Genomic DNA, 15,967 nt, shown 5'->3' with positions numbered 1-15,967 from the left:
ACCCCAGACGAAGCACATGACCACAGGCGCGCAACATATCCTGGTGACCGGCGGAGCCGGCTATATCGGCAGCCATACCTGCAAGGCGCTGGCGGCGGCGGGCTACATACCCGTCACCTATGATTCGCTGGTGCGGGGTAACCGCTGGGCGGTGAAATGGGGACCGCTGGAGGAAGGCGACCTGCTGGACGGCGAACGACTGCGCGAGGTGATGCGCGCATACGGCCCTGTCGGCGTCATTCACTTCGCGGCCTTTGCCTATGTCGGTGAATCGATGCACGATCCGCTGCTCTACTATCGCAACAACGTGGCCGGCACTGTTTCGCTGCTGGAAGCCATGGCCGCCGAACGCGTCGGGCGGCTGGTCTTTTCCAGCACCTGCGCAACCTATGGCGTACCGCCGGGCAACCCCATTCGCGAGGACATGCCGCAAGCGCCGATCAATCCTTATGGCCAAAGCAAGCTGATGATCGAGCAGGTGCTGAAAGACTGCGCCGCGACCGGTACGCTGGCTGCCGTGGCCCTGCGCTATTTCAACGCCGCCGGCGCCGACCCCGCGGGAGAGATCGGCGAGGCGCACCATCCCGAAACCCACCTCATTCCCCTGGCGCTCGCCGCCGCGAAGGGCGAGGCGGAGCCATTGACGATCTTCGGCGACGATCAGCCCACGCCCGACGGCACCTGCATCCGCGACTACATCCACGTTACCGATCTTGCCGACGCGCATGTGCGGGCACTTGGTCATACGGCGACGAATGCAGGGTTTGCCGCGTTCAACCTGGGCACGGGGAAGGGTGCCTCGATCCTCGATATCATCGCCGCCACGCAGCGGGTGACGGGGCGCCGGGTGCCGCACGGCTACGGCCCGCCGCGTGCCGGCGATCCGGCGGAACTGGTTGCCGATCCTTCCCGCGCGAAAGCCGTGCTGGGCTGGGAAGCGCGCCACTCCGATCTCGACACGATCCTCTCTACTGCCTGGAACTGGATGCAGCGCGCGTGAAGGTATCGGCCCTGATCCTTACCTATAACGAGGAGCGCAACATCGCCGCCTGCCTCGAATCCCTCGACGGTATCGAGGATATCGTGGTGGTCGATTCGGGCAGCACGGATCGCACCTGCGAGATCGCGGCGAGGTTTGGCGCGCGCGTCCTTTCCCGCCCTTTCGATGACTTCGCCAACCAGCGCAATTTCGGCCTGGACGAAGGTGGGTTTCGCGAAGACTGGGTGCTGCATCTCGATGCCGACGAGGTCGCGACACCCGCCTTTCTGGCGGCGCTGGCGGCGCTGCAACCGACAGACGGTATCGATGGCTATCGCGTGCCGTCCAAGACGATGCTGCGCGGGCAGTGGCTGCAACGATCGGGCATGTATCCCACCTATCAGGTTCGCCTCGGCCGCCGGGATGCCCTGCGCTTCGTGCAGGTCGGCCATGGCCAGCGCGAAGATCTGCCGCCCGAGCGGGTGGGCACCTTTCCCGAGCCTTATCTCCACTACAACTTTTCGCACGGTCTGACGCAGTGGCTGCGCAAGCATGTTGCCTATGCGCAGGCCGAGGCGGCGCAGTTGTTCACCGACCGGCAGATCCCGCTGGAACCGCGCGATATATTCGACGGCGATGCCACGCGCCGTCGCCGCGCGCTGAAGCGGCTGGTGAACCGTCTGCCGGTCGTCGTGCGGCCGCCGCTGCGTTTCGTCCATGCCTGGATCGTGCGCCGCGGATTCCTGGATGGGCCGGCGGGGTTGCAATACGCTGTCATGCTGGCTTGCTATGAAGCGATGATCGCCGCACAGGTCCTTGATCTCAAGGCCGCCGCAGGCGCCCGCAACTGACTAGAGGAACTAACGTGCCGCGACTTTACGAAAGCCGTAAACGCATCCTGGTGACCGGCGGGGCCGGCTTCATCGGATCACACCTGATCGATCGCCTGCTGGAACAGGGGCACGAGGTATTGTGCGTGGACAACCTGTTCACCGGCACCAAGCGCAACCTCGATCACCTGCACGACAATCCGCGTTTCGAATTCATGCGCCACGACGTGACCTTTCCCCTCCATGTGGAAGTGGACGAGATCTACAACCTGGCCTGCCCGGCGAGCCCGGTGCATTACCAGCACGATCCCGTCGCCACCACGAAGACCTCGGTCCACGGCGCGATCAACATGCTGGGCCTTGCCAAGCGGCTGAACGCAAGGATTTTCCAGGCCAGCACCAGCGAAGTCTACGGCGACCCGCACGTCCACCCGCAGCCCGAAGAATACTGGGGCAACGTCAACCCGATCGGCCCGCGGTCATGCTACGACGAGGGCAAGCGGTGCGCGGAAACGCTGTTCTTCGATTATCACCGCCAGCACGGGGTGGAGATCAAGGTCGCGCGCATCTTCAACACCTATGGCCCCCGCATGCATCATGCCGACGGGCGGGTGGTGTCGAACTTCATCGTGCAGGCCCTGCAGGGCGATCCGATCACCATCTATGGCGACGGCTCGCAGACGCGTTCGTTCTGCTATGTTGACGACCTGGTCGAAGGTTTCCTGCGGCTGATGGACACCGACGCATCGGTCACCGGGCCGATCAACCTGGGCAATCCCGGCGAATTCACGATCAAGGAACTGGCGGAAAAGGTCATCGCCATGACCGGGGCGAAATCGTCGCTCGAATTCCTCGATCTTCCCGCCGACGATCCGCGGCAACGCAAGCCGGACATCGCCAAGGCGAAGGAGACGCTGGGCTGGGAGCCGACGATCGCTTTGGAACAGGGCCTGGAACGAACCATCGCCTATTTCGACCGGCGGTTGCAGGAACTGCGCGCGGGATAGGATCTCACATCATGCAGGGCGGTCTTTCCTGCTGGGGCGAAATGATTTGCTAGCGTTCAAGGCATGTCCTTATGGCAGGCGCTTATCCGAAAGGCGCGATTTCCTTGGAAAATACCAAATCGAATTGGAGCTTACGCGACATCACCTCGGCCTGGCTGGCTGTCGGCCTGGTCGTGGGTGTCGGGTTCTTCCTCGTCAGTGCCTACGCTGCCTACACCAACATCCTCGGGATGCGGGAAGACGAGGCGCGGATTCGCAATACCCATGAAGTGTTGACGACGCTGGACGAGTTGATGATCGCGGTGCTCGATGCTGAAACCGGCCAGCGCGGCTATGTCCTGACCGGCAACGCCATGTACCTCGAGCCTTACGACGCCGGTGTCGTGGCCGCTGGCGAACACCTGTCAGAGCTGGAAGACACTGTCCGCGACAACGCCGTCCAGCGTGAAAACCTCGATGCGCTGCGTAATTTGGTGGCGAGTAAGTTCCGCTTTTCGGAACTCGCCGTGCGCACACGGCGCGACCGCGGCATGGAGCCGGCCATCGTCCTGATTGACAGCGATCGCGGCAAGATTGCGATGGATGCGATCCGTTCGCAACTGGCGCAGATGAACCGCGAGGAAGCCAGTGAGCGCCAGCAGCGCATCGACGGGCTGGCAGCCGCTTCGCGGTCGGCGATCATCAGCACGATCGTCACCAGCCTGATCGGGATGGCATTGACGATTGCGATCTTCATCCTTCTGCTGCGCGCCAATCGTACCCGTGAACGGCAGCAGTGGTTGCAGACAGCGCAGGTCGATCTGGCCGACGCGATGCGCGGCGAGAAGACCGTGCCGCAACTGGCGGCGGCGGTGCTCGCCTTCCTGGCCGAGCGGACTGGCGCGAATGCCGGCGTGCTGTTCAAGGGCGAGGGGGGTGTGTTCAACCGGGTCGCCATGCTGGGGGTTGCCGACGCCGCGGCGGTGCCCGAGACCTTCGGGATCAACGAAGGCCTGCTCGGCAAGGTCGCGGCCGATGCGCGTGCAACCACCCTGGCGGACATTCCGGAAGGTTATCTCAAAATCGGCTCCGCGCTGGGCAACGAGGCACCGCGCCATCTGATCGTGGCCCCGGCTTTCAACGAGGGCACGGTGAATGCCATCGTCGAGCTCGGATTCTTCGATGCAGTGGACAGCCGCGTGGGCGAATTGCTCGATGCGGTGGCCGGATCGGTCGGCGTGGCGCTGCGCTCGGCGCGTTTCCGCGAGCGGTTGCAGGATGCCCTGGAGGAAACTCAGAGGCAGGCTGGCGAACTCCAGGCGCAGAGCGAGGAACTGCGCGTTTCGAACGAGGAACTGGAAGAGCAGGGCAATGCGCTGAAGGAATCGCAGGCGCGGCTTGAATTGCAGCAGGTCGAGCTGGAACAGACCAACAGCCAGCTGGAGGAGCAGGCGCAGACGCTGGAGGGTCAGCGCGACGAACTGGGCCGGACGGCCTCCGCCTTGCAGTTGAAGGCGCGTGAGCTTGAACAGGCCAGCCAGTACAAGTCGGACTTCCTCGCCAACATGAGCCACGAATTGCGCACGCCGCTCAATTCGCTGCTGATCCTGTCAAAGCTGCTTGGCGACAACACGAACGGCAACCTCTCCACCGAGCAGGTCAAGTTCGCCCGCACGATCGAGTCCTCGGGCAACGACCTGCTGACGCTGATCAACGACATTCTCGACCTGTCGAAGATCGAGGCCGGGCACGTCGAGATCGAGGCGGCTCCGGTATCGACCGAACGGCTGGCTGCGGACTTGCGCAAGATGTTCGAACCGCTGGCGCAGCAACGCGGGCTGACACTGGACATCGCGCTCGCCAAGGATGCACCGCGATCGGTTGAAACCGACCGGATGCGGCTGGAGCAGGTGCTCAAGAACCTGCTGGCGAACGCCATCAAGTTCACCGAACGCGGCAGCGTGACGCTGTCTGTCTCTGCTGCGAAAAACGGCATGGTCGACATCGCGGTCACCGATACCGGCATCGGCATCGCACCGGCGCAGCGTGATGCGATCTTCGACGCGTTCCGCCAGGCGGACGGAACGATAAGCCGCAAGTTCGGCGGCACGGGGCTGGGCCTTTCGATCTCGCGGGAGCTTGTCCGCCTGCTGGGCGGTACGATCCGTCTCGACAGTGAGGAGGGCAAGGGCAGCACGTTCATCGTGAGCGTGCCGGTCATTTACGATCCCGCAACGGTGGAACCGCGTCAGGCCCCCCAGCCCGCCAGCGAAGGCGCTTCCAATGACGCCGCGCGAACGCCCAGCCCGCAAACGTCCGCGCCAGCGCCCGCCCGGCCGGCGTCGGCAATCAGGACGCCGGCCACCATTGAAGATGACCGGAATGCCTTGTCCGAAGGCAAACGCCTGCTGCTCGTGATCGAGGATGACACGACATTTGCCGGCATCGTGTGCGACCTTTCGCGCGAGATGGGCTTCCAGTGCATCGTCGCCGGAACGGCGCAGGACGCCATCGAGCTCGCTCGCGAATACCGGCCGAGCGCCATGGTCCTCGATATCGGCCTGCCTGACCAGTCGGGCCTCACCGTCCTCGACCGGCTGAAGCACGACGAAAGCACGCGGCACATCCCGATCCACGTCATCTCCGGCTCCGACCAGAGCCAGACCGCACTGGCGCTTGGCGCCATCGGTTTTCTGGAGAAGCCAGCGCCGCGCGAACGCCTGGCGGAAGTGCTCTCGGCGCTGCAGGACAAGCTTGCCGCGCGGATGCGGCGGGTGCTGATCGTGGAGGACGATGCCGTACAGCGCGAAGCGGTGGGCCGCCTGCTGGAATCGCAGGACGTCGAGACCGTGGGCGTGGGCACCGCCGCCGAATGCCTGGAGGAACTGCGCAGCGGGCAATACGATTGCATGGTGCTCGACCTGTCGCTTCCCGATGCGTCGGGCTTCTCGCTGCTGGAAACGCTGAGCGAGGAGGGGGACGGGCCGCTGCCCCCGGTCATCGTCTATACCGGCCGCGACCTGTCCGCCGACGAGGAACAGCGCCTGCGCCGTTATTCCAGCTCCATCATCATCAAGGGTGCCAAGTCGCCCGAGCGCCTGCTGGACGAGGTTTCGCTATTCCTGCACAGGGTCGTCTCCGACCTGCCGCCGGAACAGCGCGAGATGATCGAGAAAGCCCGCCATCGCGATGCCGCTATCGAAGGCCGCCGCATTCTCATCGTGGAGGATGACGTGCGTAACGTCTATTCGCTGACCAGCGTGCTCGAACCGCGCGGCGCGCTGACGCGCATTGCGCGCAACGGGCAGGAAGCGCTCGATGCTCTGGCCGAAGCGGCGGATGATCCCGACAAGACCATCGACCTGGTGCTGATGGATGTGATGATGCCCGTGATGGATGGCCTTACCGCCGCGCGCGCGATCCGCGCCGATGCCCGGTGGAAGAAACTGCCGATCGTCATGCTCACGGCCAAGGCGATGCCCGACGATCAGCAGAAATGCATCGATGCCGGCGCCAACGATTACATGGCCAAGCCGATCGACGTGGACAAGCTGCTCTCGCTGGTGCGGGTATGGATGCCGAGGTGATGAGCGAAAGCATCGAGGATATCGAGATCCAGCTGCTGCTGGATGCGCTGTATCGTCATTATCATTACGATTTTCGGCATTACGCCCGCGCGTCTATCAAGCGGCGCCTGCTGCAGGCGCGGACCCAGTGGGGTTTCCAAAGCATCTCGGAAATCCAGTCCGCGGTCTTGCACGACGAGACGATCCTGCCCCGGTTGCTTAATTTCCTCACCGTGCAGGTGAGCGAGATGTTCCGCGACCCATCCTATTTCCGGGCCCTGCGCGAGAAGGTGGTTCCCCACCTTCGCACCTATCCTTCGCTCAAGGTATGGGTCGCCGGGTGCAGCCACGGCGAGGAACTCTATTCGTTGGCGATCCTGTTTGCCGAGGAAGGGTTGGCCGACCGCACGATCTTCTACGCGACGGACATCAACCCGGCAGCCCTGCGCGCCGCGCAGGCGGGCGTCTATCCGCTCGACCGCATTCGCCAGTTCACGGAAAATCACCGGCTGTCCGGCGGTCACTCCTCGCTGTCGGACCATTACACCGCAAATTACGACCGTGCGGTGTTCGACAAGTCGCTGAGGGAACGGACCGTGTTCTCCGATCACAGCCTGGTCACCGATGCGGCCTTCGGGGAGATGCATCTCGTATCGTGCCGCAACGTCCTCATCTACTTCGACAAGGCGTTGCAGGATCGGGTGATAGGCCTGTTTGGCGAGTCGCTGGTGCGGGGCGGTTTTCTGGGCATCGGTTCCAAGGAGAGCCTGCGGTTCTCCGCCCATGCCGACCTCTTTTCGGACTTCGTGCGCGAGGAGAAAATTTACCGGAGAAGCGCGCGATGACCTTGCAGGCCGTCGTGATCGGTGCCTCTGCCGGGGGCGTCCAGGCCCTGTCGCAGGTGCTCCCGGCCTTGCCTGCGGATTTCCCGGTGCCGGTGTTGGTCGTCGTCCATGTCCCGCCAAGGCGCGACAATGCGCTGGTCGATCTTTTTGCCGGAAAGTGCCAACTCGTGGTCAAGGAAGCGGAAGACAAGGAGCCGCTCGTGCCAGGGACCATCTATTTCGCGCCGCCCGACTACCACCTGCTGGTGGAAGCGGACGCGACGATTGCCCTGTCGTCCGACGAAGCGGTCAACCATTCGCGCCCGGCGATCGACGTCCTGTTCGAAAGCGCGGCCGATGCCTTTGGCGCGGGGCTGGCCGGCGTGATCATGACCGGCGCGAATCACGATGGCGCACAGGGATTGCGGGCGGTGTGCGCGGCGGGCGGCCTCGGCATCGTGCAGGATCCCGGCACGGCGGAGATAGCGACGATGCCAGAGGCGGCAATCTCGGCGTGTCCCGACGCGCAGGTGATGGCCCTGAAGGACATCGAACCGACGCTGCAAGCGATGATCGCGCGATGACAGATCCCGTCAAGTTCCTGCTGGTGGACGACCTGGAGGAAAACCTCCTCGCGCTCGAGGCGTTCCTGGGGTCTGAAGACCTGGAACTGCACAAGGCGCGCAGCGGTGACGAAGCGCTCGAACTGATGCTGTCCAATGAATACGCGCTGGCCCTGCTCGACGTGCAGATGCCCGGAATGGACGGTTTCGAGCTGGCCGAATTCATGCGCGCCAACGAACGTTCGCGGCATATCCCGATCATCTTCCTCACCGCAGGCAGCGGTGACGCCGCGCGGCGCTTTCGCGGGTACGAGGCAGGTGCGGTGGACTTCATCCAGAAGCCGATCGAAACCGATGTGCTGCGGTCAAAGGCGAACGTGTTTCTCGACCTGTTCCGCCAGCGCCGGCAAATCACGGCCCAGCGTGACGAGTTGGCTGCGCTGACCGCGGTGCTGAAATCCGCCGACCAGCAGAAGAACCGCTTCCTTGCGGTGCTTGCCCACGAACTGCGCAACCCGCTGGCGGTGCTGGCCGCGGGCCTGAACATCCTCGAGCGGGCCACCGACGAAAGCGCAATGGACGCCGTGCGCGCATCCATGCGGCAGAACCTGCACCACATGACGCGGCTCGTGGACGATCTGCTCGATATCAACCGGATCGAGCGCGGCAAAATCTCGCTGCGCAGGGAAACGCTGTTGTTGAGCGATCTGATGCCCCCGGCTCTCGAGGTTGCGGGCCCCGCAATCGAAAAAGCCGGGCATCAGCTCCTTGTGACCCTGCCCGACGAACCCGTCACGCTCGATGTCGATCCGGCGCGGTTCACCCAGATCGTCGGCAACATCGTCGGCAACGCGGCGCGTTACACCCCGAAAGGCGGGCGGATCGAGGTCATTGCAGCGCGGAGCGGCGACCGCGTGACCATCACGGTGTCGGACAACGGCGTGGGCATCCCCGCAGAGCAGCAATCGCGCGTGTTCAATATGTTCGAACAATCCAATAACGGATTGGGCATCGTGGGAGACGGGCTGGGGATCGGTCTGGCCCTGGTGAGCCAACTGGTCGAATTGCACGGCGGCACCATCCGCCTCGTGGAAAGCTCACCGGGCGTGGGCAGCACCTTCGAGGTTTCCCTGCCAACGGTATCCTGAGCTATCCGCATCTGGACGAAGCAGGTTAACGATGCGAGCGGAGATTTCTCGCAACATCTGACGCTGAACGCATCACGCCGCGTTCCTGCGGCCAGGCAAAATTGGTCGGGGAGAGAGGATTCGAACCTCCGGCCCCTGCCTCCCGAAGACAGTGCTCTACCAGGCTGAGCTACTCCCCGACCGGTGCTTGCGGAGGGAGTCCCTCCGCGAGGCAGAGGCGGGCCTATAGGCAGCGCTTGGCTGGCTGGCAACCGCTGATTTCGTGCCACGAAAGCGCGAGCCCCGCCATTGCTTCACGCCCGGTGCGCTGCCATCAGGTCTGCTTCACTGGCGAAGGATGGACAGGCGTAATGCGGGTGCTCGTTACCGGGGCGGCGGGGTTTATCGGGGCTGCCCTTGCCGATGCGCTGCTGGCGCGCGGGGATGCGGTGATCGGCATGGACAACATGAACGCCTATTACGACCCCGCCTTGAAGCGGGACCGGATCGAACGGGTGCGCGCAGAGGGCGGGCAGTTCACGTTTCACACGGTGGATTTCGCCGATATGGCGGCGTTGCAGGGCGCGCTCGAGGGTGACCCGTTCGATGCCATCGTCCATCTGGGCGCACAGGCGGGGGTGCGATATTCGATCGAGAACCCCGCAAGCTACGTGCAATCGAACCTCGTCGGCCATGCCAACATCCTTGAGTTGGCACGCCAGCGCGGTGTGGCGCACCTCGTCTATGCCAGCTCCAGCTCGGTCTACGGGGGCAACGAGAAGCTGCCCTTTTCCGTCGACGACCGGGCCGATCACCCCGTCTCGCTCTATGCCGCGACCAAGCGCGCGGACGAGATGATGAGCGAGGCCTACGCCCACCTCTTTCGCCTGCCGCAGACGGGCCTGCGGTTCTTCACCGTCTATGGACCCTGGGGCCGGCCGGACATGGCCTGCTGGCTGTTCACGGCAAAGATTTTGTCGGGCGAACCGATCCAGGTGTTCAACCAGGGCGAGATGTGGCGGGACTTCACCTTCATCGACGATATCGTGGCGGGCATCGTCGCTGCACTCGACCATCCGCCGCCCGACGACGGAGCGATCAAGGCCGGCGGATCGAGCAAGCCGCACGCGCTTTACAACATCGGCAATCACCGCTCGGAAAAGCTGACGGATTTCATTGCCGTGCTGGAGGATGCCTGCGGCAAGGAAGCCCTGATCGACTTGCAGCCGATGCAGCCGGGTGACGTTGCCCGCACGTATGCGGACATCGACGCGATCCGCGCGGACCTGGGCTACGCACCCACCACCACCATCGCTGAGGGCGTGCCGCGCTTCGTCGACTGGTATCGCGGCTACCACGGGGTCTGACATGGACAATGCGCGCCATCCCGAATGGCAATACCTCGATCTGATGCGCCACATCTGGGCGCACGGGGACGAGCGGGTGGACCGCACCGGCGTTGGCACACGATCGGTGTTCGGCACCATGCTGCGGTTCGATCTGTCGGATGATCGGGTGCCGTTGCTCACCACCAAGCGGGTGTTCTGGAAGGCGGCGGCCAAGGAAATGCTGTGGTTCCTCACCGGCAGCACGAATATCCGCCCGCTGCTGGAACAGGGCGTCTCGATCTGGAGCGACTGGCCGCTGAAAAAATACCGGCAGGCGAGCGGGGCGGATATTACGCAGGCGGACTTCGAGCGTCGCATCGTGGAGGACAATGCCTTTGCGCAGCGTTGGGGCGATCTTGGTCCGGTCTATGGCAAGCAGTGGGTCGACTGGCCGACCTATCGTTACGGGCCGGACGGCACGTACACCAGGGGGCCGGGCATCAACCAGGTCGCCCAGGTCGTGGAGAGCCTGAAGGCCAATCCCGGCAGCCGGCGTCATATCATCGAAGGCTGGAACGTCGCCGAGCTTGACGCCATGGCGCTGCCGCCGTGCCACAAGACCTACCAGTTTCACGTCGCCGGCGATCGCCTGAATTGCCTGCTCTACCAGCGCAGTTGCGACGTGGCGCTGGGTCTGCCGTTCAATCTTTTCGGCGCCGCGCTGCTTACCCGGATGATGGCCGCGCAGACCGGGCTGCAAGCGGGCGAGCTGGTGTGGAGCGGGGGCGACACGCACCTCTATCTCAACCACGGCGACCTGGTGGAGGCGCAGCTGGGCCGGCAACCGGCGGGGCAACCCCGGCTTGTCCTGAACCGGGTGCCGGATACCATCTTTGACCATGACATCGCCGATTTCGCCGTGACCGATTATGAACCGCAAGGCGTGCTGCGCGCCCCCGTGGCGGTATGATGCGATTGACCGTTACAGCTGAAACCAATATCGGCGCTTTCGAGTGCATAAAACTTACCGGGAGCATGCGATGACGGCGGACAGGCAGGATGACGGGAGCAACCGTCCCAGGCTCGCGCTGCATGTGCCCGAACCGCGCTATCGCCCCGGCGACGCGGTCGATTTCGGCCACCTCAACATTCCCGAGGCAGGTGCCCAGATGCGCCCTGACGAGGTGTGCGCGGCGCGCGAGACCTATCCGCTGGCAGACGACCTGATCCGCGTTCTGGGCGACGACGACAGGGCGCATGGTCCCTGGGATCCGCGCCTCTCGCCCGACACCTTGCGCCAGATGCTGCGCGAAATGGCGCTGGTGCGCGCCTTCGACGGGCGGATGTACCGCGCTCAGCGGCAGGGCAAGACCAGTTTCTACATGAAGTGCACGGGCGAAGAGGCGACCAGCGTGGCCGCCACCCATGCCCTGGCATCGGACGACATGATCTTCCCCAGCTACCGCCAGCAGGGCTGCCTGATTGCGCGCGGCTATGCCCTGACCGAGATGATCAACCAGATCTATTCGAACAAGGGCGACAAGCTGAAGGGCCGCCAGCTGCCCATCATGTATTGTTCCAAGCGGCTCAGCTTCTTCACCATCAGCGGCAACCTCGCCACGCAGCTGCCGCAGGCCGTTGGTTTTGCCATGGCCAGCGCCAGCAAGGGTGACAGCCGCATCGCCGCGACCTGGGTGGGCGAGGGCAGCACGGCGGAGGGGGATTTCCACTCCGCCATGACCTTTGCCACGGTCTACAACGCGCCGGTGATCTTCAACGTCGTCAACAACCAGTGGGCGATCTCCAGCTTCTCCGGCTTTGCCGGGGCGGAGCGCGCCACCTTTGCCGCACGTGCCGTGGGCTATGGCATCGCCAGCCTGCGGGTGGATGGCAACGATCCACTGGCAGTCTACGCCGCCGAACGCTGGGCGGCAGACCGCGCGCGCGCCAATGGCGGGCCGACGCTGATCGAACATTTCACCTACCGGGCAGAGGGGCACTCCACCTCGGATGACCCGAGCGCCTACCGCTCTGCGGAAGAGGGCACCGGCTGGCCGCTGGGCGATCCCGTCACGCGATTGCGCGATCACCTGATCGCCCTTGGCGAATGGTCGATCGAACAGCACGAGGCGCAGGACGCCGAGCTCGATCAGATGGTCAAGGACGCGCAGAAGGAAGGCGAGAAGAACGGCATTCTCGGCCACGGTCTGCATCACCCGTTCCATACCATGTTCGAGGACGTGTACGAGGAACTGCCCTGGCACCTGGAAGAACAGGCCGCACAGGCCATTCGCGAAAGGCAGATCAAGTGGCCGGACTGATGCTCGACCGGGGCGCTGCGCCTGAAGACACCTACATCGTGAAGGACGCCAGTTAGTGACCGACACCATCGACCAAGTGCGCGGCGACGGCGAGACCGGCACCCGCCACATGAACATGATCGAGGCGATCAATTCCGCTCTCGACGTCATGCTTGATCGTAATCCCGACGTCATCGTGCTGGGCGAGGATATCGGCTATTTTGGCGGTGTCTTCCGCTGCACGGCTGGCCTGCAGGAGAAATACGGCAAGAACCGCGTGTTCGACACGCCGATTTCGGAATGCGGGATCATCGGCGCGGCGGTGGGCATGGGCGCCTATGGCCTGCGCCCCGTCCCGGAAATCCAGTTCGCCGATTACATCTACCCGGGGCTCGACCAGCTCATCAGCGAGGCGGCGCGGTTGCGCTACCGCTCCGCCGGAGAATTCGTCGCGCCGATGACGGTTCGCAGCCCGTTTGGTGGCGGCATCTTCGGCGGACAGACCCACAGCCAGAGCCCGGAGGCGCTGTTCACCCACGTCGCGGGCCTGAAGACGGTGATTCCGGCGACCCCCTACGACGCCAAGGGTCTGCTGATCGCTTCCATCGAGGACAACGATCCGGTCATCTTCTTCGAGCCGAAGCGCATCTACAACGGCCCCTTCGACGGATACTACGACAAACCGGCGACGAGCTGGAAAGGCCACGCCGACGCGCAGGTGCCGGAAGGCTACTACAAGGTGCCGCTCGGCAAGGCCCGCGTCGTGCGCGAGGGCGAGGCGCTGACGGTGCTCGCCTACGGCACCATGGTGCATGTGGCGAAGGCGGTTTGCGAGGCGAAGGGCGTGGATGCCGAAATTCTCGACCTGCGCACGCTGGTGCCGCTCGACATCGCGGCGATCGAGGCCAGCGTCGAGAGGACCGGTCGCTGCCTGATCGTGCACGAGGCGACCCGGACCAGCGGCTTCGGCGCGGAACTGTCCGCGCTGGTCACCGAACGCTGCTTCTACCATCTCGAGGCGCCGGTGGAGCGCGTGACCGGTTTCGACACGCCGTATCCGCACAGCCTGGAATGGGCGTATTTTCCCGGCCCCGTCCGTCTGGGCGAGGCCATCGACAAGATCTTGCAGGACTGACCCAGATGGCGACATTCACCTTCCCTATGCCCGATATCGGCGAAGGCATCACCGAGGCGGAGATCGTCGCCTGGCACAAGCAGGTCGGCGACCGCGTGTCGGAGGACGAGGAATTCGTCGACATGATGACGGACAAGGCCACCGTCCCGCTGGAAAGCCCGGTGACTGGCACGATCGTGCAGATCGCCGGCGAGGTGGGTGACATGGTGGCGATCGGCAGCCCGCTGATCGTGGTCGAGGTCGAGGGCGAAGCCGCAGACGAGACTGCGGAGGCGGCGGAACTGCCGTCGCCCGCGGCCGAGGTCGTGGCGGAGCGGATCGAGGTGGAGAACCCGGACGCGATCGACGTGGAAGATGCGCGAAGGGCCGATCCCGTGCCCGCTGCTATCCCGGTGCCTACACCCGCCCCGGCGCCAACCCCGACGCCCGCCAGCGCTGGCGCCAAGGTTCTTGCCAGCCCAGCGGTGCGCGCGCGCGCAAAGGACCTCGGCGTCGACCTCGCCCAGGTGCGCGGCGACGGCCGCGTGCGCCATGCCGATCTCGACAGCTTCATCGCCTATTCGGGCGGCTATTCCGGGGCCGGGCAGGCGCGTGCGGACGAGAGCATCAAGGTCATCGGCCTGCGCAAGCGAATCGCCGAGAACATGGCGGCGTCCAAGCGCCAGATCCCCCATTTCACCTACGTCGAGGAATGCGACGTCACCGCACTGGAGGACACCCGTGCGCAACTGAACCAGGACCGCGGGGATCGGCCGAAGCTGACCATGCTGCCGCTGCTCATTACAGCGATCTGCAAGGCGTTGCCCGGTTTCCCGATGATCAACGCCCGTTATGATGACGAGGCCAAAGTCGTCACCCGCCACGGCGCGGTGCATCTGGGCATGGCCACGATGACCGATAACGGCCTCATGGTCCCCGTCATCCGTGATGCGCAGGCAAAGAACCTGTGGCAGTTGGCGACCGAGATCGGCCGCCTGGCGGAGGCTGCGCGCAGCGGTTCGGCCAAGTCGGAGGAACTGAGTGGATCATCGCTCACCGTCACCTCGCTCGGGCCCCTGGGCGGCATTGCGACCACCCCGGTCATCAACCGGCCCGAGGTGGCCATTATCGGCCCCAACCGCATCGTCGAGCGGCCAATGTTCGTGACGGGCGCCGATGGCGTCGAACGGATCGAAAAACGCAAGCTGATGAACGTGTCGATTTCCTGCGATCACCGCGTGGTCGACGGCTACGATGCCGCCGCTTTCGTGCAGGAAGTGAAGAAGCTGATCGAGGCGCCTGCGCGCATTCTGGCCGGTTGAAGAAAGGACTGCAAAAACCCGCGCGTTGCGTGTTGACAGCCTTCGGGTGCTCAACTAGACGCGCGGCTCCCAAGAGGCGCTGAAGCCGCTTAAATGCGCGGGTGTAGCTCAGTTGGTTAGAGTATCGGCCTGTCACGCCGAGGGTCGCGGGTTCGAGTCCCGTCACTCGCGCCACTTGGGACCTTTTCCTTACCGTCGTGCCTGGTGCACGTCGCAGTAATAAGCGCTGCGCCCGCCGACTTTTGCCTTGGCAATTGTGCCTTCGCAGCGGGGACAGCTCTTTCCGGCCTTGCGATCGCCGATCAGCCAGTCCTTTGGCAGCTTGCTGTAGACCGCGCCTGTCCCGCAAACTTCCGCCAGCACCGCGCGCATGGTATCGAACATCGTGCCCAGATCATCTTCGCCGATGTCACCGGCCACGGTTTCCGGATGCCAGCCGGTCTGAAACAGGATTTCGTCCGACCACAGGTTGCCGATACCCGCCAGCTTGCGCTGCGCCATTAACGCGCCCTTGATCGTCCCGCGGGTGCGACCCATCACTTTGCGGAAATCCTCCCGCGATACGTCCAGGGCGTCTGGACCGAAACCGATGCGGGCGATCTCCGCTTCTGGCGAATCGATCACCCGCACCCAGCCAAGTTTGCGCGGGCAACGAAAGGCCAGGCGGCGGTCCCCTTCGAAAGCAATCAGCAGCTTGGTGTGGTCTGGCGCCTCGTCCGGCACGTCGAAAGGCAACAGCTTCCCCGTCATGCCGAGGTGGACGCATATCCACGGACCGGTCTTGCTGCCCGCGAAGATCAACTTCCCATGGCGGTGCGTCTGCGTGAACCGATGGCCGACAAGCCGCTGTCGCTCGTTGTCGCCCGGCAGTTCGATGTAGGAGACATCGTCGCCCAGCTCGACGCTGGTGATGGTGCGGTTGAGGCACTGGTCCTCGATCCGCCGACGGTTGGCTTGCGCTTCGGGCAGTTCCGGCATGACGCGTGAACCCTCGGGGCCGAACCGTGGTTCCGGCTAACCAGGCGGGC

The 15,967-nt window shown here is 64.3% G+C and carries 13 protein-coding genes and 2 tRNA genes; 13 read left to right on the top strand and 2 right to left on the bottom strand.

Annotation, left to right across the window (positions count from 1 at the left end; translation table 11 throughout):
• Nucleotides 1-16 precede the first annotated feature (16 nt).
• The 7 genes from galE (at nt 17) to GRI62_RS07075 (ending at nt 8,896) form a co-directional block, all read left to right on the top strand.
• Complete coding sequence (gene galE, locus GRI62_RS07105; protein WP_131452655.1) at nt 17-1,000, top strand: UDP-glucose 4-epimerase GalE; 984 nt, start codon at nt 17-19, stop codon at nt 998-1,000.
• Nucleotides 997-1,830 carry a glycosyltransferase family 2 protein gene (locus GRI62_RS07100; protein WP_160731837.1) on the top strand — a complete coding sequence of 278 codons (834 nt, stop codon included), beginning with the start codon at nt 997-999 and terminating at the stop codon, nt 1,828-1,830. The genes galE and GRI62_RS07100 overlap by 4 nt, the downstream gene beginning before the upstream one ends.
• 14 nt (nt 1,831-1,844) lie before the next feature.
• Complete coding sequence (locus GRI62_RS07095) at nt 1,845-2,816, top strand: UDP-glucuronic acid decarboxylase family protein (RefSeq protein ID WP_131452653.1); 972 nt, start codon at nt 1,845-1,847, stop codon at nt 2,814-2,816.
• Between the two features lie 230 nt (nt 2,817-3,046).
• Nucleotides 3,047-6,382 carry a response regulator gene (locus GRI62_RS07090; RefSeq protein ID WP_234027549.1) on the top strand — a complete coding sequence of 1,112 codons (3,336 nt, stop codon included), beginning with the start codon at nt 3,047-3,049 and terminating at the stop codon, nt 6,380-6,382.
• Complete coding sequence (locus GRI62_RS07085; RefSeq protein WP_131452651.1) at nt 6,382-7,206, top strand: CheR family methyltransferase; 825 nt, start codon at nt 6,382-6,384, stop codon at nt 7,204-7,206. The genes GRI62_RS07090 and GRI62_RS07085 overlap by 1 nt, the downstream gene beginning before the upstream one ends.
• Nucleotides 7,203-7,769: a chemotaxis protein CheB gene (locus tag GRI62_RS07080; RefSeq protein ID WP_131452650.1), complete on the top strand. Its 567-nt coding sequence runs from the start codon at nt 7,203-7,205 to the stop codon at nt 7,767-7,769. The genes GRI62_RS07085 and GRI62_RS07080 overlap by 4 nt, the downstream gene beginning before the upstream one ends.
• Nucleotides 7,766-8,896, top strand: coding sequence for a hybrid sensor histidine kinase/response regulator (locus GRI62_RS07075; protein WP_131452649.1), 1,131 nt, complete (start codon nt 7,766-7,768; stop codon nt 8,894-8,896). Before GRI62_RS07080 ends, GRI62_RS07075 begins: the two co-directional genes overlap by 4 nt.
• 102 nt (nt 8,897-8,998) lie before the next feature.
• Here the strand turns inward: GRI62_RS07075 and GRI62_RS07070 are convergent.
• A tRNA-Pro gene (locus tag GRI62_RS07070) sits at nt 8,999-9,075 on the bottom strand.
• Between the two features lie 171 nt (nt 9,076-9,246).
• Between GRI62_RS07070 and GRI62_RS07065 the strand changes: the two genes are divergently transcribed.
• The 6 genes from GRI62_RS07065 (at nt 9,247) to GRI62_RS07040 (ending at nt 15,113) form a co-directional block, all read left to right on the top strand.
• Nucleotides 9,247-10,242: an NAD-dependent epimerase/dehydratase family protein gene (locus GRI62_RS07065; RefSeq protein WP_131452648.1), complete on the top strand. Its 996-nt coding sequence runs from the start codon at nt 9,247-9,249 to the stop codon at nt 10,240-10,242.
• Between the two features lies 1 nt (nt 10,243).
• Nucleotides 10,244-11,173 carry a thymidylate synthase gene (gene thyA / locus GRI62_RS07060; protein ID WP_131452647.1) on the top strand — a complete coding sequence of 310 codons (930 nt, stop codon included), beginning with the start codon at nt 10,244-10,246 and terminating at the stop codon, nt 11,171-11,173.
• A gap of 70 nt (nt 11,174-11,243) precedes the next feature.
• Complete coding sequence (locus GRI62_RS07055; RefSeq protein WP_131452646.1) at nt 11,244-12,524, top strand: 3-methyl-2-oxobutanoate dehydrogenase (2-methylpropanoyl-transferring) subunit alpha; 1,281 nt, start codon at nt 11,244-11,246, stop codon at nt 12,522-12,524.
• A gap of 109 nt (nt 12,525-12,633) precedes the next feature.
• Nucleotides 12,634-13,638 carry an alpha-ketoacid dehydrogenase subunit beta gene (locus GRI62_RS07050; RefSeq protein ID WP_131453811.1) on the top strand — a complete coding sequence of 335 codons (1,005 nt, stop codon included), beginning with the start codon at nt 12,634-12,636 and terminating at the stop codon, nt 13,636-13,638.
• Nucleotides 13,639-13,643: 5 nt separating this feature from the next.
• The gene (locus GRI62_RS07045) at nt 13,644-14,939 is read left to right on the top strand and encodes a dihydrolipoamide acetyltransferase family protein (RefSeq protein ID WP_131452645.1); all 1,296 of its coding nucleotides are present in this window, start codon (nt 13,644-13,646) and stop codon (nt 14,937-14,939) included.
• 97 nt (nt 14,940-15,036) lie between these two features.
• Nucleotides 15,037-15,113: transfer RNA gene (locus GRI62_RS07040), tRNA-Asp, on the top strand.
• Between the two features lie 15 nt (nt 15,114-15,128).
• On the opposite strand, the gene GRI62_RS07035 is transcribed toward GRI62_RS07040, so the two are convergent.
• On the bottom strand, nt 15,129-15,917 hold the full coding sequence (locus tag GRI62_RS07035) for an Fpg/Nei family DNA glycosylase (protein ID WP_131452644.1): 789 nt from the start codon (nt 15,915-15,917) through the stop codon (nt 15,129-15,131).
• Nucleotides 15,918-15,967: the final 50 nt, after the last annotated feature.

The organism is Aurantiacibacter arachoides, assembly GCF_009827335.1.
GTDB classification, from domain to species: Bacteria; Pseudomonadota; Alphaproteobacteria; order Sphingomonadales; family Sphingomonadaceae; genus Alteraurantiacibacter; species Alteraurantiacibacter arachoides.
This window is presented reverse-complemented; position numbering and strand designations above follow the sequence as displayed.